This is a genomic window from Pseudorhodoferax sp. Leaf274, from assembly GCF_001422445.1.
Lineage (GTDB): Bacteria > Pseudomonadota > Gammaproteobacteria > Burkholderiales > Burkholderiaceae_C > Pseudorhodoferax.
On sequence record NZ_LMNA01000025.1, the window covers coordinates 226,368 to 251,161 of the forward strand.

The following is a 24,794-nucleotide window of genomic DNA, read 5'->3' on the forward strand; positions in this document are numbered from 1 at the left end:
GCGGCCGGCATCTAGGCTGCCGGCACGCGGGCTACCAGTGGTGTCACCGCGCCATGGGGCGGGTGCGGCCGTGGGTTACTCGACCTTGAACTCGAAGTCTTGCCGGGCGATGGTCTCGTCAGGCCCGCCGATGCACTCGTATTGCTGCAGCGCGCGGCGCACCGGCGCATGGAACAGCTTGTTCCCGGACAGGATCTTCACATCCACCACACGGCCATCCCGTATGCGGGCCTCCGCCCGCACAGTGCCGCCTATGCCCTCCTCGATGGCTTTGTCCGGCATCTCCGGGCGAACCTGCTTCGGGCACACGACTGCCATGTCGCTGGCCACCGGCTTGGGTGGTGCGGGTGGAACCGGCGGCGCCGCCGGGGCCGGTGCTGCTGGCGGTGCCGGCATCGCCGGCGCAGGAGCGACAGGCTCGGCACTCTGCACGGCCGCAAGCGGCGACGGTGCCGCAACGGGCGGCGTATTCACTGGCGGCGGCACGTAGGCCGGGGGCTGTGCCGCAGGCGGTGGCGGTTGCCGCGCAACTTCCCGGGGCGGCGGAGGCGGCGGCGGCGGCGGTGGCGGCAACTGCACTTCCTGCACGATGGTGGCGTTCAGCGGCTTCTTCACGACTTCGACGACATGGCGGCCCAGTCCGTAAACAAGGCCGATGCCGATCACGACGTGCACCGCCGCCATCACCGCCAGGCCGACCGGACCAACGCGGCTACGCGGCTTGAACTCCCGGCGCGCGCGCGCCGGCATTGCAATGAGGGTCGTGCTCATTTGACGAATTGCTCCGAGCCAACGATGCCAATCTTGGTCAGGCCAATACGCTGCGCCGAAGCCAGCACGGCCGCCACGGTCTCGTAGCGCGCACGGCGATCCGGGCGCAGGTGCACTTCAGGCTGTACCGGCAGGGCCGCCACTTCAGCCATGCGGCGTTCGACCTCGCCGCGGTCGGGCAGCACTTCACCGTCCCACAGCACGGCACTCGTGGCGTCGATGTCCAGGCGCAGCACCACAGGCTTGACCTCGCTGGGCGGCGGATTGCCGGTGGGCATGTTGAGGTTGACCGAATGCAGCTGGACCGGGATCGTGATGATCAGCATGATGAGCAGCACCAGCATCACGTCGATCAACGGCGTGGTGTTGATGTCCACCACGGGCGCGGCGTCAACGACGACGCGCCGCTTCTTGCGCAGGTTGCGGTTCATGGGATTGGTTTACCGAGCCGAATGCGCATCAGCCGCCCCGGGCCGGGGGCTCGGTGATGAAACCGACCTTGACGATGCCGGCACGCTGCAACGCATAGATGATGCGGCCGACCGGTTCGTAGTCGCTCTTCCAGTCGCCGCGGATGTGGACCTCCGGCTGCGGATCGAGCTTGGCCACTTCGGACAGACGCTCGATCAGCGCGTTCCCGTCGCGCACGCGTGCATCGAACCAGTAGATGCCACCTGTGCTGTCCACCGAGATCACGATGTCCTCCGGCTTGCTCTCGCGCACTTCGTTGCGCTCTTTCGGCAACTCCACCGGCACCGAATAGTTGACCACCGGGATGGTGATCAGGAAGATGATCAGCAGCACCAGCATCACGTCCACGAGCGGCGTGGTGTTGATCGCCGAGATGATTTCCTCACCTTCCCCGCCGGAGGCGGGCAGGTTCATCGCCATGGCATCTCCCTCACTTGGCCGGCTGCGCGGTGCCGAGCAGCACGGAGTGCAGTTCGCCGGAGAAGTCGCGCACGTCGTCCATCACGGCCGTATTGCGGCGCAGCAGCCAGTTGTAGCCCAGCACCGCCGGCACCGCGACAGCCAGGCCAATGGCGGTCATGATCAACGCTTCGCCGACCGGGCCCGCCACCTTGTCGATGGACGCCTGCCCGGCCACGCCGATGGCCGTCAGCGCGTGGTAGATGCCCCAGACCGTGCCGAACAGCCCGATGAACGGCGACGTGGAGCCCACGGTGGCCAGCAGGCTCATGCCATTGGACAGGCGGCGCTGTACGCGCTCGGTGGCCCGGTGGATCGACAAGTCCACCCAATCGGCGAAATCGACCGCCGCGTGCAGGCCACTGTGCTTGCGCGTGGCGTCGAGGCCCGCCTCGGCGATAAAACGGAAGGGACTGCCATCGTTCAGCTTGGCCGCACCGGCCTGCACGCTGCCGGCATTCCAGAAATCGTTCTCAGCCACGCCGGCCTGGCGCCGCATGCGGCCCTGCTCGACCAGCTTGGTGACGATGACGTACCAGCTGGCCATGCTCATGATCGACAAGATCAGCAGCACCCCCTTGGCCACCGCATCGCTCTGCGTCCACAGCGCGAACAAGCCGTAGGGATTGTCCGTCTGCGCCGTGGGCCTGGCCGCCGGCGCATGCGCGCTGGTCACGGCCGCGGCCGCGGCTGCGGGCGCCTCTGCCGGGGCCTGGGCAGACGCCAGCGCGGCGACGAACATCAGGAAAACCGCCAACGCAGCGGCGAAGAATGGTTTCAACTTGGGCACCTTGGTCTCCTGGGGATGCTCCGGCATCCGTTCCAACTAAAAATAACAAGAATTGCATACGATGTATGCGAAACACGCCGAGCGTCGATTCTGCAGACTTTGCAATCGTTTGTTGTCTAGGGAAATCCCGCGTGGGATCATCGAAGCCGGCCTGCAATCAGTTGCATGCAGAATGCTGCCCGCGCATGCCGAAGCGGGCTTGCCGTGCACCCATCAAGCCGCGGCCGACCGCCGCCGCCTCGACCCAGGAGTCTGACCAAGTGACTGTGCCCATTGCGCGACGCCAACCGACCGACCGCCTGCAGATGGCAGACATCGCGCGGCTCGCTGGTGTGTCCGTGTCCACGGTATCCCGTGCGCTGACCGGCAGCCATCTGGTCAACGAGCGCACGCGGCAGCGCGTGGCCGAGCTGGCACAGTCGCTCAACTACTCGGTCAATGTCGGCGCGCAGAACCTGCGCTTGAAGCAGAACAACACGGTCGCAGTGGTGGTGCCCTACGGCACCGGTGGCGGGCAGGACTTCTCGGACCCCTTTTTCCTGTCCTTGCTGGGCGGCATCGCGGAAGCCTGCAACCAACTGGGCCACGAGATGCTGCTCACCAGCATCAAGCCCGACCGGGGCGACGCGATCGCCCTGCCCTACCTGAGCGGCAGGGCCATCGGCATCATCTCGCTCGGGCAGAACCATCACCATGTGCAGCTGAATGACCTCGCCATGCGGGCCGTGCCATTGGTGGTGTTCGGCGCCAAGCTGCCGCACGATCTTTACTGCACCGTCGGCAGCGACAACGTGGCCGGCGGGGCGATGGCCACCGAGCACTTGTTGGCCCAGGGCGCCCGGCGCATCGCCTTCATCGGCGATGCAGACACGCCCGAGCCCGGCCTGCGCTACCAAGGCTATCTGCAAGCCCACCAGCGTCGGGGGCTGACACCCGATCCGGCGCTGTGCCGCAAGCTGCCCTTCGTCCGTGAGCTGGTCGAAGCCGATGTGGCCACCATGCTGCGCGACGGCCTCACGTTCGACGCCGTGTTCGCCGGCAGCGACATCAGTGCCATGGCGGCCATCGGCGTGCTGCTGCGGCACGGCAAGCGGGTGCCGCAGGATGTGGCGGTGGTGGGCTATGACGACATCGTGCTGGCCCAGCTCGTGCAGCCCGCGCTGACCACCGTGCGCCAGTGCGTGCATGCCGGCGGCACGGCACTGCTGGACGCGCTACTGCGCCAGGTGAACGGCGAGCGCCCTTTGTCGGTCGTGCTGCCGACCACGCTGGTGCGTCGGGACAGCACGCGCTAGAGGCTTGCGGGCATCCAGCGGCCCGCTCCAGTTTTCAGCGCCCATCACGGCGGCAGCGCCCACACCTGCCCATCGGCCACCGCGTAGCGACGGCGCTGCGGTACCGCATCCACGCGCCAGCCCCCCGTGAATTCGCCGAACGCTGGCAGCCAGGCCTGGCCCGCCTCGGCCACGAAGCACGGCAGCCGCAGCCGGTCGCGGCCCGGGCCCTGGAGCACGCAGGCCGGGTGCACGTGGCCTGCCAGCACGAAGTGTGTGGCATGGCGCTGCGGATGGTGGCAGCACGCGAACGGGCCCAGGAGGTGCGGCTCGTCGACCACGGCGATGCCCAGGCCCGGCGGTGGATCGCCGGCATGGCTGTCGTGGTTGCCGCGCACCAGGGTGATGGCCAGCGCCGCATGCCGCGCGCGCCAGCCGGCCAACGCATCCAGCAGGGCCGGCGTGCGGGCCGTCTCGGCATGCAGGAAGTCGCCCAGCACCACGAGCGCCTGCGCGCCGTGCCGCGCGACCAGCGCGTCCAGCCGCGCGAGGTTGCGCTGCGTGGTGCCGGCCGGCACGGGCTGGCCCGCGGCGCGGAACGTGGCGGCCTTGCCCAGGTGCAGGTCGGCGAGCAGCAGCGTGCGGCGCGCCGGCCACCACAGCGCGCGCTCGGGCAGCAGCACCAGCGCCTCGCGGGCCCAGGCCACGGCGTGGCCGGGCATCACCGGCGCGCCCTCGCGCGGCGCGGCGCACGCACCGGTGTCGGCAGGTCGCTCTGCCGGCCGAACTGCAGGCTGGCCTGCACCTGGTCGGCGCCATCGCCACCGCCATTGCCACCACCATTCCCATCGGCAGCGCCGCCGGCGGCCTGTTCGAGCTGGGCCAGCATGCGGGCGATGCGGTCGGCCACGCGTTCGTTGGACAGCTGCTCGCGAAAGCGCTCGACCATGAGCGGAAACGCGAACGGCGTGGGCCGCGCCAGCGCGCGCAGCACCAGCTGGCGCTCGCCCATGCGCTGCAGCGCCGCCTGCAGCCGGCCGACTTCCAGCTCCTGCGCCAGCAGCTCCTGCTCGGCCTGCACCAGGAGCTGGTTGGACGGGTCGTATTGGCGGAACACCTCCCAGAACAGCGAGGACGAGGCCTGCAGCTGGCGGCTGCTGCGCCGCTCGCCCGGGTGGCTCTGGAAGATCAGCCCCGACACGCGCGCGATCTCGCGGAAGCGCCGCTGCGCCAGTTCGCCCGCGTTGAGGCTGGCCAGCACCTCGGCCAGCAGCGCGGGGCCGTCGTGGGCCTGGTGCAAGAGCGTGGGCAGCAGCGTCGGCCAGTCGACCTGTGCGGCGCTGAGCAGCTCGAAGCCGTAGTCGTTGACGGCGATGGAGAAGGTGCGCGGCGCCTGCTGCGCTGCGCGCCAGGCCAGCAGGCTGGCCAGGCCCAGGTGCACCTGGCGGCCGGCGAAGGGATACAGGAACAGGTGCCAGCCCTCGCGCGACTTGAGCGTCTCGGCCAGCAGCGTGTCGGGCGTGGGCAGGGCCGACCAGCGGCGCTGCACGTCGAGCAGCGGCTGTGCGCTGCGCATCTCCGGGCTGTCGTACCGGCCCTGGTCGGCATGCGCCAGCTCGACCACGGCCGCATCGGCCAGCAGCGAGGACAGCGGCATGCGCCCGCCATTCCAGCGCGGCACCGCCGCCTTGCGTCCGCTGGCGCGCCGCACCCAGGCCGTCATGTCGTGGATGCGCACCAGCTCCAGCAGACGCCCGCCGAACATGAACGCATCGCCCGGGCGCAGCCGCGCCGCGAACCCCTCCTCCACGCTGCCGATGCGCGCACCGCCCACGAACTGCACGACCATGCTCGCGTCAGCCACGATGGTGCCGATGTTGGCGCGGTGGCGGCGCGCCAGCCGCGCATCGGGCACGCGCCACACGCCGTCTGCGTCCGGCACCACGCGGTGGTAGTCCGGGTAGGCCGTCAGCGCCGTGCCGCCCTGGCGTACGAAATCCAGGCACCACTGCCAGCGCTGCGCATCGAGCTGCGCATAGGCATGGGTCGTGCGCACCTCGGCGTACAGGTCGTCGGGCAGGAAGCCGCCGCCCAGCGCCACCGTCACCAGGTGCTGCACCAGCACGTCCAGCGGCTGCGCCGGCGGCTCGCGCGCCTCCACCAGTCCGTCCTCCACGGCCGCGCGGGCCGCCGCACCCTCGACCAGCTCCAGACTGTGCGTGGGCACCAGGGTGATGCGAGAAGGCCGGCCCGGCGCATGGCCGGAACGCCCGGCCCGCTGCAACAGCCGCGCCACGCCCTTGGGCGACCCGATCTGCAGCACGCGCTCCACCGGCAGGAAGTCCACGCCCAGGTCCAGGCTGGAGGTACAGACCACGGCGCGCAGCTGGCCGGCCTTCAGCCCCGCCTCCACCCACTCGCGCACGGCGCGGTCCAGCGATCCGTGGTGCAGCGCGATGCTGCCGGCCCAGTCCGGCCGCGCCTCCAGCAGTGCCTGGTACCAGATCTCGGCCTGCGAGCGCGTGTTGGTGAAGACCAGCGCGGTGCTGCAACTCTCCAGTTCCTGCACCACCTGCGGCAGCATGGCAAGGCCCAGGTGCCCGGCCCAGGGGAAGCGCTCGGCGCGCGGCGGCAGCAAGGTGTCGATGGCCAGCTTCTTGGGCACGGCCCCGCGCACCAGGTGCCCCGGCTGGCCCGGGCCCAGCAGCACCTGCATCGCCTGCTCCAGGTTGCCCAGCGTGGCCGACATGCCCCAGGTGCACAGTTGCGGCCGCCATTGCCGCAGCCGTGCCAGTGCCAGCTGCACCTGCACGCCGCGCTTGTTGCCCAGCAGCTCATGCCATTCGTCGACCACCACCAGGCCCACGTGGGCAAACAGTTCGCGCGCGCCGGCCCTGGCCAGCAGCAGCGACAGGCTCTCGGGCGTGGTCACCAGCACCGAGGGCAGGCGCCGGTCCTGCGCGCTGCGTTCGGCCGACGTGGTGTCGCCGCTGCGCGCGCCGGCCGTCCAGTGCGGGGCCAGGTCGGCCAAGGGCTCGCGCAGTGCGCGCAGCGTGTCGGCCGCGAGTGCACGCATCGGCGTGATCCACAGCACCGTGAGCGGCGCGCCGGCCCCGCGCGCGGGCGGCTTGCCGGCGAATGCGCCGAGCGCGCCGAGCCACACCGCATAGGTCTTGCCCGCGCCCGTGGTGGCATGCAGCAGGCCGCTCTCGCGCGCGGCCAGGGCCTGCCAGACCTCGCGCTGGAACGCGAACGGCTTCCAGCCGCGTGCGGTGAACCAGGTGGACAGCGCCTTTTTCATTGCGCAGCAGCATGCCATGCGGCACGCGCGGGCCGCGCAGGACAAGCCCGCGATGCGAGGCCGGCCGCCGGGCCTCAGCGCGTGCCGTCCCGCTCGCGCAGCAGGTGGTACAGCACGATGGCGCCGAAGGTGGCGGTGCCGATGCCGCCCATCTTGAAGCCCGCGATCGACAGCGTGAGATCGCCTGCCCCCGCCGTGAGCGCCACGCCGGCCGTGATCAGGTTGCGCGGGCGCGAGAAGTCCACCTTGCTCTGCACCCAGATGCGCCCGCCCGTGGCCGCGATGAGGCCGAACACCACCAGCGCCAGGCCGCCGATCACGGGCACCGGCAGCGTCAGGATCAGCGCGCCGAACTTGGGCGAGAAGCCCAGCAGCAGCGCCACCAGCGCGGCCACCACGAACACCAGCGTGGAGTAGATGCGCGTGACGGCCATCACGCCCATGTTCTCGGCATACGTCGTCACGCCGGTGCCGCCGCCCGTGCCCGAGACCATGGTGGCGATGCCGTCGGCCATGAAGGCGCGGCCCATGAGCGGGTCGAAGTTGCGGCCCGTCATGGCGGCCAGGCCCTTCACATGGCCCAGGTTCTCGGCCACGAGGATCACGGCCACGGGTGCGATCAGCAGCATGGCCGTGCCGTCGAACACCGGCGTGCTGAACCTGGGCAGGCCGAACCAGGCCGCCTGCCCCACGCCCGAGAAATCGATGGGCTTGGCCCAGCCCAGGCCGTTGGCCGCGATCCAGTACAGCGCGTAGCCGCACAGCGCGCCCAGCAGGATCGGCAGCCGCCCGGCCACGCCGCGGCTGCGCACCGCGATCAGGCCCACGGCCAGTGCCGTCAGCAGGCCGATGGTGGTGTCCACGGGGGTGGCGCCGAGCATCCGGACCGCCACTGGCGCCAGGTTCAGGCCGATGGCGGCCACCACCGTGCCCGTCACGATGGGCGGCATGAGCCGCTCGATCCAGCCGGTGCCCGCCACCTGCACCACGAGGCCGATCAGGAAGTACAGCAGCCCGCAGGCGATGATGCCGCCCAGCGCCACGCCGATGTTGGCGTTGGGCCCGCTGCCCGCGTAGCCCGTGGCCGCGATCACCACGCCGATGAAGGCGAAGCTCGAGCCCAGGTAGCTCGGCAGCCGGCCGCCCGTCATCAGGAAGAAGATCAGCGTGCCGATGCCCGAGAAGAAGATCGCGGTGTTGGGGTCGAAGCCCATCAGGATGGGCGCCAGCGCCGTGGAGCCGAACATCGCGACCACGTGCTGCACGCCCATGGCGATGGTCTGGCCCGTGGGCAGGCGTTCGTCGGGTGCGACTTCGCCGCCGGTCTTCAGGGTCCAGTTCGGGAACAGGCTGGCCATGGCAGATCTCCTTGTTGTTGCCTTGTCATGGTGGCGCACACGGTGCCGGGCGGCGGGCGCCGGCGCGATGGTGCGACCGCGCGATTGTGTGCCAGGGCAACGGCCGGGCGTGGCCGGCAAGGAGGTTGAAGGCGCTGCGGCAGCAACGTGCCGCAGCGCCTGTGGCGGGCGCGGCTCAGCGCGCGGCCAGCGTCGGCTGTGCCGCCAGCAGCGTCGGCTGCTGCGGCGCGGCCACGGCACCGATGTCGGCACCTTCCGCCGTCGGCGGCAGCGTGCCCTCGCGCTGCGCCTGCTCCAGCTGGGCGAGCACTTCGGCCCGCGTGAGCGTGCTCGGCGCGCTGGCGACGGGTGGGATGTAGCCCACCTCGCCGGACGCGTGCACGTCGGCAAGGCAAGGCGTGGCGACAAAGGCGGCGGCCATCCAGGCCGACGCGATCCATTGGGTGTTCATGGTTCGGTCCTCGCAAGTTGGGTTGCAGCTTCTCATCCAACGCAGCGGACCCCATGCCCGCGGCGTGCTCGATGAGTTCCCGGGTATGCGCACCTCACCGATGGCTGCATTGTGGAATTCGAGGGACCGACCGACATCCTCACTTCGAACGAGCCGCTAGGGCCGGCCGCCGGCAGGCTGCGGCGGCACCACCAGCACGTCGCTCTGCGCGAGTTCCAGCACGCGCTCGGCCACGCTGCCCAGCAGCAGCCCGGTGAGGCCGGAGCGGCGCTGCGTGCCCAGCACCACCAGCTCGCCCGGGTGCTCGGCGCCATGCTCGCGCAGCAGCAGGCCGGGGTCGCCGTAGGCCAGGCGCAGCGTGGTGCGCGCACGCACGTCGGCGGGCAGCGGTGTGGCGTCCAGGAACATCCGCGCCTGCTCCTCGGCCGCGGCGCGTCCGGCCTGGCGCGCCTGCTCCACGTCCATGCCGGCCAGCAGCGGGTAGGGGTTGCCGAAGGCGTGGAACAGCGTGAAGCCGGCCTGCGGGAACAGCGCCACCGCCGTCTGCAGCGCGTGCCGCGCATGCGCGGAGAAATCGCTCGTGACCAGCACCTGGGTGTAGGCCGCGCGCGCGCGTTCGCGCACCACCAGCAGCGGCACGGGCGCGCGCCGCGCCAGCGCCTCCACGGTGGAGCCCAGCAGCGCGCGCGCCAGCGCCTCGTGGCGGGCCACGCCGGTGACGACCAGGCCGCAGCGCTCGGCCTTGGCCACCGCCAGCACGGTGCTGGTCAGCTCGCCCTGCTCCACATGCACGATGGGCGGCACCGAGGCGTCGGCCAGGTCGGCACGCAGGCGCCGCTCGGCCTGGCGGCGCGCGGCGCGCTGCGCCACCGCGTCGGACGACAAGGCCAGCACCGGGTGCGTGACCAGCCCGGCCGCGGGCGGCACCACGGTCAGCGCCACCAGCGGCACGCGCCACGCGCGCGCCAGCAGCAGTGCGCGGTCCAGCGCGCGGTCGCTGCGCGGGCTCAGGTCGGTGGCCAGCAGCACGCTCTGGTGCATGGCTTCGGTCATGTCGCTTTCCCTTTCAATTCTTCGAACCTCCGGCGCCACCATCGGGCGCGTCGGCGGCCATGGGCCATCGGCCATGGTAAGGCGCTGTGCAACGCGGGCCCACGCGCGCCGGTGGACAATGCCGGCCGGAGACCATGCAGCCCACAAGACACCGGCCGGCCCCGTTGCGGGCCCACACAGCGCAGCCACCGCGGGGCATCCGGCCCTGCGCCGCGCACGCCCCCACCCCCGGCCCGGGAGGCCTGCCATGACGCTGCTGAGCCTGTCGATGGTGGTGCTTGCCGCGCTGATCCACGCCACCTGGAACCTGCTGGCCAAGCGCGCCGCCCATGCCGGCACGGCCTTCGTGGGCGCGAGCACGGTGGTGGCCTGCGCGGCCTACCTGCCCTGGGTGGCATGGCAGCTCACGCACGGCGGCATGCCCATCGACGGGCCGGTGCTGGCGTGCATCGTCGCCAGCGGGCTGCTGCACCTGGTCTACAGCATGTGCCTGCAAAAGGGCTACCGCGTGGCCGACCTGTCGGTGGTCTACCCGGTGGCGCGCGGCACCGGGCCACTGCTGTCCTCCATCGGCGCTTTCGTGCTGCTGGGCGAGGCGCCCTCGTTGCACGGCCTGCTGGGCCTGGCGGCCATCGTGCTGGGCATCGCGCTGATCTGCACCGACGGCCGGCTGGCCATGTTCCGCCAGCCGAGCGCGTTGGCCGGCGTGCGCTGGGGCGGCGCCACGGGCGCGCTGATCGCGGGCTACACCGTGGTCGACGCCTATGGCGTGAAGGTGCTGGGCGTGGGCCCGGTGGTGCTGGACTGGTGCTCCAACCTCGTGCGGCTGTGCGTGCTCGCGCCCTGGATGCTGCGCAACCGCGCCGCCGCGCTGGCCGCCATGCGCGGGCACTGGTGGCTGGCGGTGGCGGTGGGCCTGCTCTCGCCGCTGTCCTACATCCTGGTGCTGGCCGCGCTGGAGATGGGCGCACCGCTGAGCGTGGTCGCGCCCACGCGCGAGATGTCGATGATGGTGGGCGCGCTGTTTGGCATGCTGGTGCTGCGCGAGCGCGTGGGCCCGGCCCGGGCCGCGGGCTGCGTGCTCGTGGTGCTGGGCGTGGTGCTGCTGAGCGGGGCCTGAGGCAGCATGCAGCCTCCGTCGTCGACGCCCATGCTGTCGTCCTCCCAACCGTCGGCCTACGCATCGTGGGACGCCGCACGGGCGCTCAGCGCGCCGTGGCTGCACAACACGGCCATCGGCACGGTGCAGCGGCTGGCCAGCGGCGAGGTGCTCTACGCGCAGGGCGACCTGCACGACTGCTTCTACCTGGTGCGCGCCGGCTTCGTCCACACCACGGTGCTGCGCAGCGATGGCAGCCATCTGCTGCTGGAGATCTTCGGTCCCGGGGCGATCTTCGGCGAAGCCTCGGCCTTCATCGACAAGCCGCGCTACGTCACCGCCACGGCCGTGACCGACGCGGTGCTGACCCGCTACCGCGCCAGCGAGATCCAGCAACTGCTGTCCGGCCATCCCGAGCTGCTGGTCTCGCTGCTGCAGCTGCTGGGCATCAAGCACCGCATCCTCATCGACAAGCTGGCCAGCTTCACGTCGGCCAGCCCGCAATCGCGGCTCGTCGACCTGTTCGCGCGCGCCGCCATCGGCCAGCGCCACCAGGACGCGCCACAGCTGCGGCTCACGCATGCGCAGATCGGCGCCATGACCGGGCTCAGCCGCGTGACCGTGACGCGCGCCCTCAAGCCGCTCGCGGCGCGGGGCTGGGTGGCCACGCGCGCCAAGGGCGTGGAGATCACCGACCCCGAGGCCTTCATCGCGCTGTTCGAGGCGCGCTGAAAAACCGGCCCGGTTTTGTATCGCTGGATACGCCCGGGCCGGCGTGCCGCCCCTATCGTGGCGGCATCGACAACGGATGGACGGAGACGGGATGCTGCTGCACCGACAACTCGCGCTGGTGACCGGCGCTGCGCGCGGCATGGGCGCTTCCATGGCCCAGGGTCTCGCGGCAGCGGGCGCCGACGTGGTCGTCACCGACCTAGATGCGCAGGGCGCGCAACGCACCGCCGCCGCGATCCGGCGGGCCGGCGGCACGGCCCACGCGCTCGCGCTGGACGTGACCGACCCGGCGCAATGCGCCGCGGTTGCCGACGCCACCGGGGCCTGGGGCGGGCTGTCCATCCTCGTGAACAACGCCGGCGTGCGGCCGCGCCATGCGTTCGACAGCGCCGACCGCGACCTGCAATGGCGCCGCGCCATGGACGTGAACCTGGACGGCGTGCGCCACATGACGCTGGCCTGCCTCGCGGCGTTGAGCGCCAACCGCGGCAGCGTCATCAACATCACCTCGATCACCGCGTTCCAGGCCTCGCCGATGTCGCTGGCCTATTCCACTTCGAAGGCGGCGGCCGCGATGCTGACCAAGGTGCTGGCACTGGAGCTCGCGCCGCGCGGCGTGCGCGTCAACGCCATCGCCCCCGGCGTCATCGCCACCGAGATGACCGCTGCCGCACGCCAGGACCCCGCGCGCAGCCAGTACCTGATGGGCCGCATCCCGATGGGCCGCTACGGCCAGCCCGGCGACTTGGTCGGGCCGGCCGTGTTCCTGGCCTCGTCCATGTCCAGCTACATGACGGGCGCCGTCCTCAACGTCGACGGCGGATACCTCGCCGCCTGAGCCTCGCACAACCACCTGGAGACACCATGGACCTGCATCGACGCCAACTGATCCTGGCCGCCTCGGCGGCCGCCGCCCTGCCTGCCGCGCGGGCACAGGCCTACCCCGCCAAGACGGTCAGGCTCATCGTGCCCTACCCGGCCGGCAGCACGCTGGACTTGGTGGCGCGCATCTTCACGGACGGCTTCTCGCGCCATTTCGGCCAGAGCGCCATCGTGGTGAACCAGCCGGGCGGCTCGGCCGCCATCGGCACGCGCGCCGCGGCACAGGCCGCAGCCGACGGCTACACCCTCCTCATGGGCACCAACCAGACACATGGCGCGAACTCGGCCCTGCTGCCCCAGCTGGGCTACGACCCGGTCCGCGACTTCGCGCCGGTGGCCGGCATCGGGCGGCTGCAGCACGTGCTCGTGGTGCGCAATGACCTGGGCGTGCAGACGCTGGACGCCTTCATCGCGCTGGCGCGCAAGCCAGGGCACAAGATCAACTACGGCTCCAGCGGCAACGGCTCGGCCTCGCACCTGGCGGCCGAGATGTTCAAGATCGCCACCGGCGTCCAGATGGCGCACATCCCGTACAACGGGAGCGGCCAGGCCGCGCAGGCACTGGTGGGCGGCCACATCGACGCCACCTTCACCACCATGCCCAGCGTGCTGAGCTTCATCAAGGCCGGCAGCATGACCGCGCTGGCCCTCGCGTCCAGCGACCGCGCGCCGCAGCTGCCGGCGCTGCGCACGCTGGCCGAACAGGGCGTGCGCAACGCCGAAGCCGACGCCTGGGCTGCGCTGTTCGCGCCCGCGGCCACGCCACCGGCGGTGCTGGCCACACTCACCGACTTCACGGTCAAGGCCTTCTCGACGCCCGCGCTGCAGGCCAGGCTGGACGCCACGGGCTTCGTGCCGATGGTCGTGCCCGGCGATGCGTTCCGCGTGTTCCTGGCGGCGGACATGCGGCGCTGGGCCGACGTGGTGCAGGCCGCGAACGTCAAGTTGGAGTGATGCGCGCCGCGCAGGATGCCGGCGCATGCCGTCCGCCGCCGGCGCGTCCCGGGCGGACCGCAGGCCGGCTCAGGGCGCGCGCACCAGCGCGTCGCGCAGGATGCGCCGGATCTCCAGGATCGCCAGCGGATGCTCCTGCACGCTGTGCTCGGAGGGCAGCACGCGCTCCGACGCGGCGCCCGCCAGGTGCGCGCTGGCATAGGGCACGATGCCGTCGCTCCCGTCGGCCAGCGGCAGCGTGGCGTCGGCCTGGCCGATGATGGAGTGGTAGCGCACACGCGGGCCGATCGGCAGCGCGGCGGCGGCCTGCACGAAGGGGTCGGTGTCGCGCAGGTTGTCGATGCTGTTGGGAATGCGCTGCGGCCCCGGCTCCTGGCCATCGGGGCCGGGCCGCCCGAACAGGCCGGTCACATCGCCGACCTGCTCCAGCATCGCCAGCGGCAGCGTCACGAAGTTGGCGATGCGGCGCGCCAGCCGGCTGCCCGCGAACGGCGTGCCCCGGTGCGGCGCGGCGATGAAGACGGCCTCGCTGACCTGCGGCAGCGGCTCGAACGAAAAATAGGGCGCCAGCCGCTCGCGCGCCTCGCGGACCGCACGCGCCTCGCTTGTCTCGTGTCTCTCGCGTGCGTCTTGCTTCTCGCCTGCGTCGGGCGCCGACAGCGCCGCGCGCGCCGCAGCCGGCAGCGTGGCCCACAGCCCGTCGCCGGAGGACGACACCAGCAGCCGCGCGAGCACGCCGCCCATGCTGTGGCCCACCAGCACCATGTCGCGCGAGGCCTTGGCCCGGCCGCCCGGATCGAAGTGGGCCAGCGTCTGCAGCAGCACATCGCGGATGGCCTTCTGGTTGAAGGCCAGCGGCGCGTTGCTGGGGTAGTAGACCTGCCAGATCTGGTAGTTCTGGCGCAGCAGCTCGTCGCCCAGCACCTCGTTGGCCACGTTGATCCAGGCCTCGGGGCTGCTCGCCAGGCCATGCAGCATGACGATGGTACGGCGATCCGGGTCGTAGGGCTGCATGAGCTGGATGCGCGGGCGCACGATGCCGTCGGACAGGCCGAACAGCGTGCGCAGCGATTGCGTGGCAAAGCCCGCGCGCGCCAGCCACAGGCCGTAGCCGGCCGTGAAGTTGGCGGCCAGCGGCACGCGCTCGGCGGCCAGCGGCGCCTGGGCGCTGCGGTACGGGTCGTACAGCATCAGCTGCACCGCGCGGCCGGCCAGGACGTCGGGCAGCGTGTCGCCCTCGAAGCGCAGCAGCGCCGTGATGGCCGGAAAGCGCGTGGCGTCGAAGGGCCGGGCCGCGTCGGCATCCCGGGGTTGCGGCAGCACGGCCACGAGTTCGGCGCCGAAGCCGTCGCGCCGGTAGGTGTTGCGCAGGCCCGTGAAGCGCAGCGAGGACGCCGGCAGCAGTTCGTCGGGCATCGGCGCGTCCGGCGGCAGGGCGAGGTCGTCGGCGTGGCTGTCGATGCGCCAGCCGCCCAGGGCCAGTGTCTCGCCACGCTGCGCGGCCGGCGTGCGGCTGTACACCTTGAACAGCAGCGTCACGGTCTGCTGCACGGCGTAGTTGTAGTAGTCGCGCACCTGGGTCTGGCGGTCTTCGAAGGCGCGCTCGCCGGGCCGGCGCGCGGTGAAGAACAGGTAGGCGTAGGCGTGGCGCGCGGTCTCCAGCCAGGCGTCGAGCACGATCTCGTCGGTGGCCAGCGCCTTGTCCGCCGCCAATGCGTTCTCCAGCCACAGCTCGGCCAGGGCCGACAGGCGCTGCTCCTCGCTGATGCCGCCCGAGATGCCGAGCGCGCCGCGGCAGGCTACCGGACGCTCGCGGCAGTCGGCGATGCCGACCACGCGCAGCACCTCCTGCGCCGTCTCGCTGAGCCGGCCGGTGGTCAGCACATCGCCGCGGCGCTCGGCCAGGTACTTGGCCGGCGAGACCGATGAGACCGTCACGCCGGCGCAGCCCGCCAGCAGCACGAGGGCCAGCCAGGCGGACATGCACGGGAGCAGCCGGGCCAGCCGCGTCACGGTGCGGCCTCCATGCCCGGCACGCCGCGCCGGATCGCCTGCGAGAACTGCGGATCGGCGTCGGCGGCCCTGGCGCGGTCGGTGATGCGGCCGGCACTGCGCAGTTCCTCGACCGTGTGGCCCGGCACCAGGCCGTCCACGCCGTGCATGTACTCGGGCAGGTAGCCCGAGGCCAGCAGCCGCCAGTCCAGCGGCAGACCGCCGACGATGCGCCGCGCCATCTCGTAGACGATGGTGGTGCAGTTGGCCGTCAGCGTGTCGTAGAAGCGCGGCTGGCGCGCCAGCGCGTCGGCCTCGGCCAGGTAGGCCAGGAACAGCGCGCGCTGCGCGGCCGGCGCCAGCTGCACGCGGTACAGGTAGACGTCTTCGCCGCGCACGTTGGTGCGCACGCGCAGGATGTCGCGTTCGTCGGCCGCCACCAGGCTCAGCTCGTACTGCTTGAAGAAGCCGGCAACGGCCGAGAACGACTCGCCGCGTTCGCGGCGGATCTCGATGGAGAACGCCAGCTGCCGGCCATCGTCGAAGCCGAACGAGACCAGCGTGTGCGCGATGGCCGGCCCCATCCAGTACGACAGCGCCATGTCGACCGAGCGCAGCCGGTCCAGGTCGTAGCGCCGGGTCTCCCAGCGCGCCGTGTAGTCGTCGTCGCTGCGCCAGTCGAAGTCGCGCACGTTGGCCAGCGTCACCACGCTGCCGTCGACCTGCGCCTGCAGGTGCCGGGCCACGTCGTCGGACCAGACGCGCGTGTCCGAAGGCGCGATGCGCACCCACCAGCCCAACAGCAGCACGAAGGCCACGGCGTAGGCCAGCACGGGCCGCGCCGCGCCGTCGCGCCACAGCAGGGCGATGGCGGCCAGGGCGAACACGGCCCAGCCGAGTGCCGCCACGCTGGCCCAGGGCGTCGGCAAGGGCAGGCGGTAGTGCAGCGCGGGCACGGCCCACAGGCTGGACAGCAGCAGCACCAGGGTCCAGGCGGCGCGGCCGATCATCGCGGTGTCGAAGGCAGGTTCATGGTCGGGCCGGATTATCCGGAAACACCCCTCAGCGGCTGGCGGCCTGGCGCGCCACCGCCAGGCGCCGACGCAGCGAGACCTCGGCCAGGTCCAGCTCGCCCACCAGCGTGCGCAGCGATGCGTCGTTGATGCGGTGCGCCTGGCGTTCGGCGTACAGGGTGTTGCGCTCCACGTGCAACGCGTTCAGGCGCAGCTCCATCTCCAGCAGGTAGCGCTGGCGGCGCTGGCGCACGGCCTCGGGCGACTCGGCCTGCGCCTCGGGCGTGGCCGGCGCGGCCGGGTCTTCCAGCAGGTCGATGCGCTTGCGGTAGTCCTGCGTGAGCCGGCCCACGGCCTCCTGCACCTGGGCCTGGCGCTCGGCGTCATCGGCGCCCGGCACCTGCTGCGCCATGTGCGCGATGGCCGCCCTGCAGGCCGCCAGCCGGGCGCTGCGCTCTTCCTGCACCGAGGCCGGCTCGCCGGGCGGCGGCAGCCGGCGCAACACCAGCGGCAGGCCAACGCTGCCGATCGCCAGCGTCAGCAGGATGGTGGCCGTGGCCAGGAAGACCAGGTGGTCGCGCGCCGGGAAGCCCGCGCCCCCGGGCAGCAGCAGCGGCACCGACAGCGCACCGGCCAGCGTCACGGCGCCGCGGATGCCGGCCAGCGTGGTGGCCAGGGCCAGCAGCGGCGAAGGCTGCTCGGCCATGGAGCCGCGCTCGTGCGCGCGCCACAGGCTGCCGCGCACGCCCAGCGTGAGCCAGATCCAGCGCAGGCCCAGCAGCGCCAGCGTGATCAGCAGCGCCTGGCCCGCAGGCAGCCACCAGTCCTCGCCGGCCGCCGCCAGCGTGGTGCCCACGATGGAGGGCAGCTGCAGGCCCAGCAGCAGGAAGATGGCGCCGTTGAAGGCCGCCTCCACCATGGTCCAGATGCCCTCGGTCTGCATGCGCTCGGCGACGAACTCGCCGCGCCGCAGGTCGGCGAAGTTGGTCGTGACCCCGGCCGCCACCGCGGCCAGGATGCCGGAGGCGCCGATGTGCTCGCCCACCAGGTAGGCCGCGAACGGCAGCAGCACGAGCAGCAGCACCATCTGCGTGGCCGCCACGTCGCCCACGCGCCGCGTGACGGTCTCGCGGCCCACGGCGAAGGCCCAGCCCAGGCCGGTGCCCACCGCCAGGCCGCCCAGCGCAACCCACAGGAACTCCTTGCCGGCGTCGGCCCACGAGAACGCGCCGGTCAGCGTGGCGGCCACGGCGAACTTGAGCGCCACCAGGCCCGAGGCGTCGTTGAGCAGCGATTCGCCCTCCAGCACGTGCATGGTCTTGGCCGGCATGCCCAGGTTGCGCGTGATGGCCGAGACGGCCACCGCATCGGTGGGCGAGACCACGGCGGCCAGCGCGAAGGCCACCGTGAGCGGCATCGCCGGGATCATCCAGTGGATCAGGTATCCCAGGCCGACCACGGTGAACAGCACCAGGCCCAGGGCGAGCCGCAGGATCGGCCGGTGCAGCGCGAAGAACTCGCGCTTGGGAATGCGCCAGCCGTCCGCGAACAGCAGCGGCGGGATGAACAGCAGCAGGAACAGCTCCGGGTCGAAGGCGATGTGCAGGCCCTGCTGGGGCCAGGACAGCGCCGCGCCCAGCGCGATCTGGATCAGGGGCAGCGGGATGGCGCGCAGGTAGCGCGCCGCGATGCCGGTCATCGCCCCGAGCAGGAGCACCAGCAGCACGGTTTCGACGGTATGCATGGACGGGAGTGGGAAGCGGACGGCCGCAGCGGCCGCAGGGGCGGACCCAGTATGCAGAAAAAGGCTGACACCGGCCTGGCGCCGCCGGTCGCGACAATGGCCGTGCATGCCTTCGCCGCGCCCTGCCCCCGCACTGCCAGCCGCCCTGCTGCTGCTCGCCGCCCTGCTGCTGGCCGGCTGCGCCCGGTTGCCGCCACTGGAAGGCCGCAGCGAGAGCCGCCTGGACGCCGACACCGCCGGCACGCGCCTGGGCCGCGCCGTGCAGCAGGCCGCCGCGCCGCATGCGGCCGGGCACTCGGGCGTGTTCCTGCTCGACCAGGGCCGCGACGCCTTCGCCACGCGCGTGCTGCTGGCCGAGGCCGCCGAGCGCAGCCTGGACGTGCAGTACTACATCTGGCGCGACGACATGTCGGGCCGGCTGCTGTTCGAGGCCCTGCGCCGCGCGGCCAACCGCGGCGTGCGCGTGCGCCTGCTGCTGGACGACCTGGGCAGCGCCGGCCTGGATGCGCCGCTCGCCGCGCTCGACGCGCACCCGCGCATCGAGGTGCGGCTGTTCAACCCCTTCGTGCAGCGGCGCTTCAAGCCGCTGGGCTTCGTCACCGACTTCATGCGCGCCAACCGGCGCATGCACAACAAGTCGTTCACGGCCGACGACCAGGCCACCGTGGTCGGCGGACGCAACGTGGGCGACGAATACTTCGGCGCCGAGGTCGACACCTTGTTCGTGGACCTGGACGTGCTGGCCGTCGGGCCGGTGGTGCAGGCGGTGTCCAAGGACTTCGACCGCTACTGGGCCAGCGGCTCCGCGTATCCGCTGGCGATGCTGGTGGACGCCGGCCCGGCCGCCCCGCCGCCGCCCAAGGACCTGCAGAACCTGCCCGAGCGCACGCGCGCCTACCTGGAGGCGGTGGCGCGCTCGGCCTTCGTGGCCGACCTGCTGGCGGCGCGGCTGCCGCTGCACTGGGCGCCGGTCGAGCTCGTCAGCGACGACCCGGCCAAGGGCCTGGGCGAGGCCGCCGACGCCGACCTGATGTACATGCGCATGGCCCGGCTGGTGGATGCGCCGGCGCACGAACTCAAGCTGGTCTCGCCCTACTTCGTGCCGACCGCGCGCGGCACCGCGCTGTTCGAGAAGCTCGCGGCGCGTGGCGTGGAGGTCAGCATCCTCACCAACGCGCTCGAGGCCACCGACGTGGCCGTGGTGCACGCGGGCTACATCCCCTGGCGCGTGCCGCTGCTGCGCGCCGGCGTGCAGCTCTACGAGATGCGGCGCGAGGCCGACACCCAGGCGCCCGACGCCAAGCTGCGCCTGGGCAGCAGCTCGGCCGAGAGCCTGCATGCCAAGACCTTCGTGGTCGACCGGCGCCAGCTGTTCGTGGGCTCGTTCAACTTCGACCCGCGCTCGGCACGGCTCAACACCGAGCTCGGCTTCGTCATCGACAGCGCCGTGCTGGCCGCGCAGCTGGACCAGCAGCTGCGCGAGAAGGCCCGCCAGCGCGGCTACCAGCTGCAGCTGGACCCGCAGGGCCGGCTGCAGTGGCTGGACGGGCGCAGCGATCCGCCGCTGGTGCTGGCGCAGGAGCCCGGCACCAGCCTGTGGCTGCGGCTGGGCGTGCGCGTGCTGTCCTGGCTGCCGATCGACTGGCTGCTTTAGCCTGGATTCGGCACCGTCAGGCGCATCCCACCGCCCGAATCCAGGCTCAGTCGAGCCGGATCGGCGGGCGCACGCGCGCCTGGATGCGGTCGGCCAGCCACAGCAGCCCGCCGCGCCAGAAGCCGTGCAGCCGCGCCTGGTGGCTGCGGTACAGCATGGCGTGGCTCAGCTGCGCGAGCCTGCCGCGGATGATGCCGCCGTCGAAGAAGCCGAACTGGCCCAGCGAGCCGAAGGCGTCGTAGTCGGCCAGCGAGACCAGCGCGCCGAAGTCGCGGAAGCGGAATGGCGGCACCGTGCGGCCCGCCGCCAGCACGTCCGGCAGGTAGCGCACCAGGTGCTGCGCCTGCTGGTGGGCCACCTGCGCGGTCGGTGGCAGCGGCCGCTCGCTGCCCGGCAGCGTGAGCGCGGCGCAGTCGCCCACGGCGTAGACGGCTTCGTCGCGCGTGGTCTGCAGCGAGGGATGGACCAGCAGCTGCTGGTTGCGGTTGGTCTGCAGGCCGTCCAGCGTGGCCAGCACGGCGGGGGCCTTCACGCCGGCCGCCCAGACCTGGAGCGTGGACGCCAGCAGGCTGCCGTCGGCCAGCTCCAGGCCCTCGGCCCGCGCCGCCTTGACCTGCGTGCCGGTGCGCACGCGCACGCCCAGCGACTGCAGGCGCTTCTGCGTGGCGGCCGAGATGTCCTGCGGGAACGAGGCCAGCAGCCGCGGCCCGGCCTCCACCAGCGTGATGGTGAGCCGCTCGGCCAGGCCGGTGGCGCCGTAGGCCTGCGCGGTCTCGGTCAACTGCACGAGTTCGGCCGCCAGCTCCACGCCCGTGGCACCGCCGCCCACGATGGCGATGGACAGCGGCTGCGCCATGGCCACGCACTGCAGCATGCGCAGCCGCACCTCGCGGCAGAAGGCATCGGCCTGCAGCCGCGAATCGATGGCGTGGCAATGCTGCGCCACGCCCGGCGTGCCGAAGTCGTTGGCCTGGCTGCCCACGGCCAGCACCAGCAGCTCATAGGGCAGTTCGCGCGCCGGCACCAGCAGGCGGCCGTCCTCGGCATGCAGCGGCGCCACCTGCACCACGCGCCGCGCACGGTCCAGGCCGCTCAGCGCGCCGGGCTGGTAGACGAAGCCCGCATCGCGGGCCTGGGCGACATAGGTGGTCTGCTGCTGGGCGATGTCGCGCGTGCCCGCCGCGATGGTGTGCAGCATGGGCTTCCAGACATGGGCCGCGTCGCTGTCCAGCAGCGTGACCGTGGGGGCACCGGGCCGGCCGCGCCAGCGCCGCCCGAGCGCGGTGGCGATCTCCAGCCCGGCAACGCCCCCGCCGACGACGAGCAGCCGCGCCCCGGGTGAATCGCGCGTTCCGAATCCAGCATCGACCATCGGTCGATTACAGCACCCGCACCCGGGGCAGGCGCCAGAACCTCGCCGGCCCGCAAGGGATTCGGGCCGACGCCCTCAGGCCACCGCAGGCTCGGCCGCCGCCTCGCGCTGCAGCCACTCTTGCAACACGTCGCGCTCCATCGGCCAGGCGATGTGGTAGCCCTGCCCTTCGTGGCAGCCCATCTCGGCCAGGGCCTGCCAGGTGGCCGCGTCCTCGATGCCCTCGGCCAGCACCTGCAGGCCCAGCTTGCGGCCGAGCTGGGTCACGGTCTCGGCGATGCGCGCGCCCTGGGCCTCGCGGATCTGGCGCACGAAGCCGCGGTCGATCTTGATGCGGTCCAGCGGCAGCCGCTCCAGGTAGCTCAGCGAGGAATAGCCCGTGCCGAAGTCGTCGATCGCGATGGTGATGCCCTCGGCGCGCAGCGCCGACAGCGTGGATTCCAGCAGCTGCGTGGGCAGCACGGCCACCGATTCGGTGATCTCCAGCTCCAGGTGGCGGCCCTGCAGGCCATGGCTGGCCAGCGCGGCTTGCACGGTGTCGAAGAAGCCCGGGTCGCGCAGCTGCGCCACCGACACGTTGACCGCCATGCGCCCCGGCGCGTAGCCGGCGTCCAGCATCTGGCGCATGGTGGCGCAGGCCGTGGCCAGCACCCACTGGCCCAGCGGCACGATCAGGCCGGAATGCTCGGCCACCGGGATGAAACGGTCGGGCGGCACGATGCGGCCGTCCTCGGTGCGCCAGCGCAGCAGCGCCTCCAGGCCGACCAGCGCGCCCGTGCGCAGGTCGCGCTGCGGCTGGTAGACCAGGTACAGCCGCGCATGGTCGATGGCGGTGCGCAGCTCGGACAGCAGCAGCGCGCGGTCGCGCGCCTCCGCGCCCATCTGCTCGGCGTAGCGCAGGTCCTGGCCACGGTGGTCGCGCTTGGCGCGCTTGAGCGCGATGGTGGCGTCCTTGACCAGGTCGGCACCGGCCTGCGCCGCATGCGGCAGCAGCACGTGGCCGCAGGTCAGCGTGACCTTGTGCGGCACGCCGTCCACCAGCAGCGGCTCGCGCACGCATTCCAGCAGGCGCTGCGGCATCACCTGCTCGGTGCTGCCGAGCACGCCGAAGGTGTCGGGCCCCACGCGCGCCAGCAGCACGCCGGGCGCCAGCGCCTCGGCCAGCCGCCGCGCCACGGCGGCCAGCAGCCGGTCGCCGAAACGGTGGCCCATGACGTCGTTGGCGGCGCTGAAGTCGTCGATGTCCAGCAGCGCCAGGATGTGGTGGCGCGCGCCGAGCCGTGCGCAGGCGTCGACCTTCTCGATGAAGTGCGCGCGGTTGGGCAGGCCCACCAGCGTGTCGAAGTAGGCCGACTGGTGCAGCCGCTCGAGCAGGCCGCGGTTGTGCCGCAGCGTGCGCAGGTTGGTGCAGAACACGTCCAGCAGCTGGCGGTCGGCCGTGCTGCGCAGGCGCGGGGCCTGCACGTAGACGGCCATGTCCTGCCCGTCGCGGCGCCCCATGTAGAGCGCGACGCCGCCCTGCTCGCCGTAGACGTTGCCGCCCTGCACCAGCGCACGCCGCAGCAGCTGGGCGGCCCGGCTCGCGGGCAGCGCCTGCAGCGGCTGGCCTTGCAGCCCGGCGAAGCGGCCGGCCGCCGCCAGCACCTGGCCGGTGCCCGCCGCGCCGGCCCCGGCTTCGCGCAGGGCGACCAGCCCCTCGCCGGGCACGTCCAGCACGGCGGCCAGCTGCGCGATGACGGCGCCGGCGAAGGCGTGCAGGTTGGTCTGCTCCAGCAGCGCCGCGCCGGACTGCACGATGCGCTCCAGGCTGCGCCGGCTGGCCTCGGTGTTGCACAGCTGCTCGTAGGCGCGCAGCGCCGCCGCCACGGTGGCCTGCAGGCGCGCCGGTGCCAGCTCGGCCTTGCTGCGGCAGTCGCCGATGTCGTAGCGCAGCAGCGTCTGCAGCGCGGGGCCCTGCAGTTCCGTGCGCAGCACGATGCGGGTGTGGTGCAGGCCCAGGCCGTCGCGCAGGAATTCGACCAGGCCGAAGTCGGTGTCCGGCGGCGCGGCCACGGCGAGCAAGGCGACCGCCAGGTCGCGTTCGTGCCGCAGCACGGCGCGTGCCTCGGCCTCGGTGCGTGCCTGCAGCAGCGCCACGGGGCGGCCGAACAGCACCAGGCCCTGCAGGCCGGCCTGGGCGGCGGCGTGCACGTCCTCGTCGCTGTCCACCACCAGCACGCGCCAGTCGCGCGTGGGCATCGCCGCCAGGATGGCGCCCGGCCAGGCCGGCGCCGGTGCGGGTCTGGGCATCTCAGCCGGTCTGCAGTTGCAGGTTGCCGCCGGCATGCGCCACGCGGTTGCGTCCGCCGCGCTTGGCGGCGTACAGCGCCTCGTCGGCCTGGCCATAGGCCTCGTCGAAGCTGGCACCGCAGGGCATGCAGCTGATGCCGAAGCTGGCCGTCACGCGGCTGCCGTCGGGCAGGCCGAAGGCATGGCCTTCGATGGTGCGCCGCGCGCGCTGGGCCACGGCCTCGGCGGCCTCGGGCTCGTCATGCGGCAGCAGCAGCGTGAACTCCTCGCCGCCGACGCGCCCGATGAGGCCCTGCGCCGGCACCGATTGCTGCAGGCAGGCCACCACGCCCAGGATGACCTTGTCGCCCACGGGATGGCCGAAGCTGTCGTTGATGCGCTTGAAGTGGTCGATGTCCAGCACGATCAGCGTGAGGCCGCCCCGCGCGAACAGCTGGTTCACGCGCTCGATGATGGCCGCGCGGTTCAGCACGCCGGTCAGCGGGTCGTGCGTGGCGCGGTGCCGCAGTTCGCCGGCCAGGTCCTGCAGCCGCTGGTTGAGCTGCGTCATCTCCAGCTCGGCCCGGTCGCTGCGGCGCACCAGGCGGCGCGTCTCGCGCAGCAGGCGCTCGTAGGCGGCGAGCAGCTCGCCCAGCGCCTCGTGGGCACAGGCCGGCCCGGCCGCATGGGCAGCGCGCGCGGCCAGCAGCGCGCGGTGCTCGGCATCGAACAGGTCGGGCGCTTCGCCGGGCGTGTCCATTTCAGGCCTGCCCCACCGGATGGCTGGTGAACGCGATGGCCGGGAAATCGTCGTGCAGTTCCTGGCCGAACTCGAGGATGGTGTCGTCCTCCGCGTCGTGGTACCAGTGCAGCGCGACCTGGTTGCCGGCCTCCACGGCATCGTCCAGCGCCTCGATCAGGTTGAACAGCATCTTGGTGCTGGAGCTGTTGAAGTAGGCCAGCGCGATGTGCACGGCGATCGCGCGGCCGTGCTGCCCGGCCAGGTAGGCCTTGAGCTGCGCGATGACCTCGCCGTAGAAGGCAGCGGCGTTCTCGGGGTAGGACTCGCCGCGCAGGTGCAGCTGGTGCGTGTCGAAGCGGAAGTCCACCTCCGGCGAACTGGGCGTCGGGGCGATGTAGAAGTTGTCCATGCGGG

At 72.2% G+C, this 24,794-nt stretch carries 22 protein-coding genes; 6 read left to right on the plus strand and 16 right to left on the minus strand.

The annotated features are described in order from the left end of the window. Positions 1-75 precede the first annotated feature (75 nt). From ASF44_RS32400 to ASF44_RS20100, 4 genes are read right to left on the minus strand one after another with little or no spacing between them, the layout of a single operon-like run. A complete protein-coding gene (locus ASF44_RS32400; RefSeq protein WP_162243850.1) occupies positions 76-771 on the minus strand; it encodes an energy transducer TonB in 696 nt (231 codons plus the stop codon). After that, complete coding sequence (locus ASF44_RS20090) at positions 768-1,202, minus strand: biopolymer transporter ExbD (RefSeq protein WP_056901017.1); 435 nt, start codon at positions 1,200-1,202, stop codon at positions 768-770. Before ASF44_RS20090 ends, ASF44_RS32400 begins: the two co-directional genes overlap by 4 nt. A 28-nt stretch (positions 1,203-1,230) precedes the next feature. Next, positions 1,231-1,662 (minus strand): biopolymer transporter ExbD, encoded by a 432-nt coding sequence (locus tag ASF44_RS20095; protein WP_056901018.1) that lies wholly within the window; start codon positions 1,660-1,662, stop codon positions 1,231-1,233. 10 nt (positions 1,663-1,672) lie between these two features. After that, positions 1,673-2,443 (minus strand): MotA/TolQ/ExbB proton channel family protein, encoded by a 771-nt coding sequence (locus ASF44_RS20100; RefSeq protein ID WP_082524938.1) that lies wholly within the window; start codon positions 2,441-2,443, stop codon positions 1,673-1,675. Between the two features lie 353 nt (positions 2,444-2,796). Here ASF44_RS20100 and ASF44_RS20105 point away from each other — a divergent pair, with 353 nt between their 5' ends. After that, the gene (locus tag ASF44_RS20105) at positions 2,797-3,786 is read left to right on the plus strand and encodes a LacI family DNA-binding transcriptional regulator (protein WP_056901020.1); all 990 of its coding nucleotides are present in this window, start codon (positions 2,797-2,799) and stop codon (positions 3,784-3,786) included. Positions 3,787-3,830: 44 nt separating this feature from the next. Here the strand turns inward: ASF44_RS20105 and pdeM are convergent, their stop codons facing one another. From pdeM to ASF44_RS20130, 5 genes are all read right to left on the minus strand, one after another. Next, entirely contained in the window at positions 3,831-4,487 is a 657-nt protein-coding gene (pdeM, locus tag ASF44_RS20110) for a ligase-associated DNA damage response endonuclease PdeM (protein WP_056901021.1), read from the minus strand. Beyond that, on the minus strand, positions 4,487-7,066 hold the full coding sequence (locus ASF44_RS20115; protein WP_082524921.1) for a ligase-associated DNA damage response DEXH box helicase: 2,580 nt from the start codon (positions 7,064-7,066) through the stop codon (positions 4,487-4,489). The genes pdeM and ASF44_RS20115 overlap by 1 nt, the downstream gene beginning before the upstream one ends. A gap of 74 nt (positions 7,067-7,140) precedes the next feature. Next, complete coding sequence (locus ASF44_RS20120) at positions 7,141-8,424, minus strand: solute carrier family 23 protein (protein WP_056901022.1); 1,284 nt, start codon at positions 8,422-8,424, stop codon at positions 7,141-7,143. A gap of 175 nt (positions 8,425-8,599) precedes the next feature. Continuing rightward, on the minus strand, positions 8,600-8,875 hold the full coding sequence (locus tag ASF44_RS20125) for a DUF4148 domain-containing protein (RefSeq protein ID WP_056901023.1): 276 nt from the start codon (positions 8,873-8,875) through the stop codon (positions 8,600-8,602). 156 nt (positions 8,876-9,031) lie between these two features. Then, positions 9,032-9,928 carry a universal stress protein gene (locus ASF44_RS20130; RefSeq protein ID WP_056901024.1) on the minus strand — a complete coding sequence of 299 codons (897 nt, stop codon included), beginning with the start codon at positions 9,926-9,928 and terminating at the stop codon, positions 9,032-9,034. A gap of 247 nt (positions 9,929-10,175) precedes the next feature. Between ASF44_RS20130 and ASF44_RS20135 the strand changes: the two genes are divergently transcribed. The 4 genes from ASF44_RS20135 to ASF44_RS20150 all read left to right on the plus strand — a co-directional run bounded on the left by ASF44_RS20135 (position 10,176) and on the right by ASF44_RS20150 (position 13,595). Further along, complete coding sequence (locus tag ASF44_RS20135; RefSeq protein WP_056901025.1) at positions 10,176-11,048, plus strand: DMT family transporter; 873 nt, start codon at positions 10,176-10,178, stop codon at positions 11,046-11,048. 30 nt (positions 11,049-11,078) lie between these two features. After that, on the plus strand, positions 11,079-11,759 hold the full coding sequence (locus ASF44_RS20140; protein WP_235579285.1) for a Crp/Fnr family transcriptional regulator: 681 nt from the start codon (positions 11,079-11,081) through the stop codon (positions 11,757-11,759). Positions 11,760-11,850: 91 nt separating this feature from the next. Further along, the gene (locus tag ASF44_RS20145) at positions 11,851-12,597 is read left to right on the plus strand and encodes an SDR family NAD(P)-dependent oxidoreductase (RefSeq protein WP_056901027.1); all 747 of its coding nucleotides are present in this window, start codon (positions 11,851-11,853) and stop codon (positions 12,595-12,597) included. Positions 12,598-12,623: 26 nt separating this feature from the next. Then, on the plus strand, positions 12,624-13,595 hold the full coding sequence (locus ASF44_RS20150; protein WP_056901028.1) for a tripartite tricarboxylate transporter substrate binding protein: 972 nt from the start codon (positions 12,624-12,626) through the stop codon (positions 13,593-13,595). A gap of 69 nt (positions 13,596-13,664) precedes the next feature. On the opposite strand, the gene ASF44_RS20155 is transcribed toward ASF44_RS20150, so the two are convergent. From ASF44_RS20155 to ASF44_RS20165, 3 genes are read right to left on the minus strand one after another with little or no spacing between them, the layout of a single operon-like run. Continuing rightward, entirely contained in the window at positions 13,665-15,578 is a 1,914-nt protein-coding gene (locus ASF44_RS20155) for a triacylglycerol lipase (RefSeq protein WP_056901136.1), read from the minus strand. Positions 15,579-15,604: 26 nt separating this feature from the next. Continuing rightward, positions 15,605-16,597, minus strand: a complete 993-nt coding sequence (locus ASF44_RS20160) for a DUF4105 domain-containing protein (protein WP_056901029.1) — start codon at positions 16,595-16,597, stop codon at positions 15,605-15,607. A 52-nt stretch (positions 16,598-16,649) separates the two neighbouring features. Further along, entirely contained in the window at positions 16,650-18,344 is a 1,695-nt protein-coding gene (locus ASF44_RS20165; RefSeq protein ID WP_056901030.1) for a Na+/H+ antiporter, read from the minus strand. Between the two features lie 106 nt (positions 18,345-18,450). On the opposite strand from ASF44_RS20165, the gene ASF44_RS20170 reads away from it, so the two are divergent. Then, the gene (locus tag ASF44_RS20170) at positions 18,451-19,998 is read left to right on the plus strand and encodes a phospholipase D family protein (protein ID WP_056901031.1); all 1,548 of its coding nucleotides are present in this window, start codon (positions 18,451-18,453) and stop codon (positions 19,996-19,998) included. A 46-nt stretch (positions 19,999-20,044) separates the two neighbouring features. Here the strand turns inward: ASF44_RS20170 and ASF44_RS20175 are convergent, their stop codons facing one another. The 4 genes from ASF44_RS20175 to ASF44_RS20190 form a co-directional block, all read right to left on the minus strand. Beyond that, positions 20,045-21,370: an NAD(P)/FAD-dependent oxidoreductase gene (locus ASF44_RS20175; RefSeq protein WP_056901032.1), complete on the minus strand. Its 1,326-nt coding sequence runs from the start codon at positions 21,368-21,370 to the stop codon at positions 20,045-20,047. A 75-nt stretch (positions 21,371-21,445) separates the two neighbouring features. Further along, entirely contained in the window at positions 21,446-23,659 is a 2,214-nt protein-coding gene (locus tag ASF44_RS20180; RefSeq protein ID WP_056901033.1) for a bifunctional diguanylate cyclase/phosphodiesterase, read from the minus strand. A gap of 1 nt (position 23,660) precedes the next feature. Beyond that, the gene (locus tag ASF44_RS20185) at positions 23,661-24,398 is read right to left on the minus strand and encodes a GGDEF domain-containing protein (protein ID WP_056901034.1); all 738 of its coding nucleotides are present in this window, start codon (positions 24,396-24,398) and stop codon (positions 23,661-23,663) included. A gap of 1 nt (position 24,399) precedes the next feature. Further along, a complete protein-coding gene (locus tag ASF44_RS20190; protein ID WP_056901035.1) occupies positions 24,400-24,789 on the minus strand; it encodes a DUF1987 domain-containing protein in 390 nt (129 codons plus the stop codon). Positions 24,790-24,794: the final 5 nt, after the last annotated feature.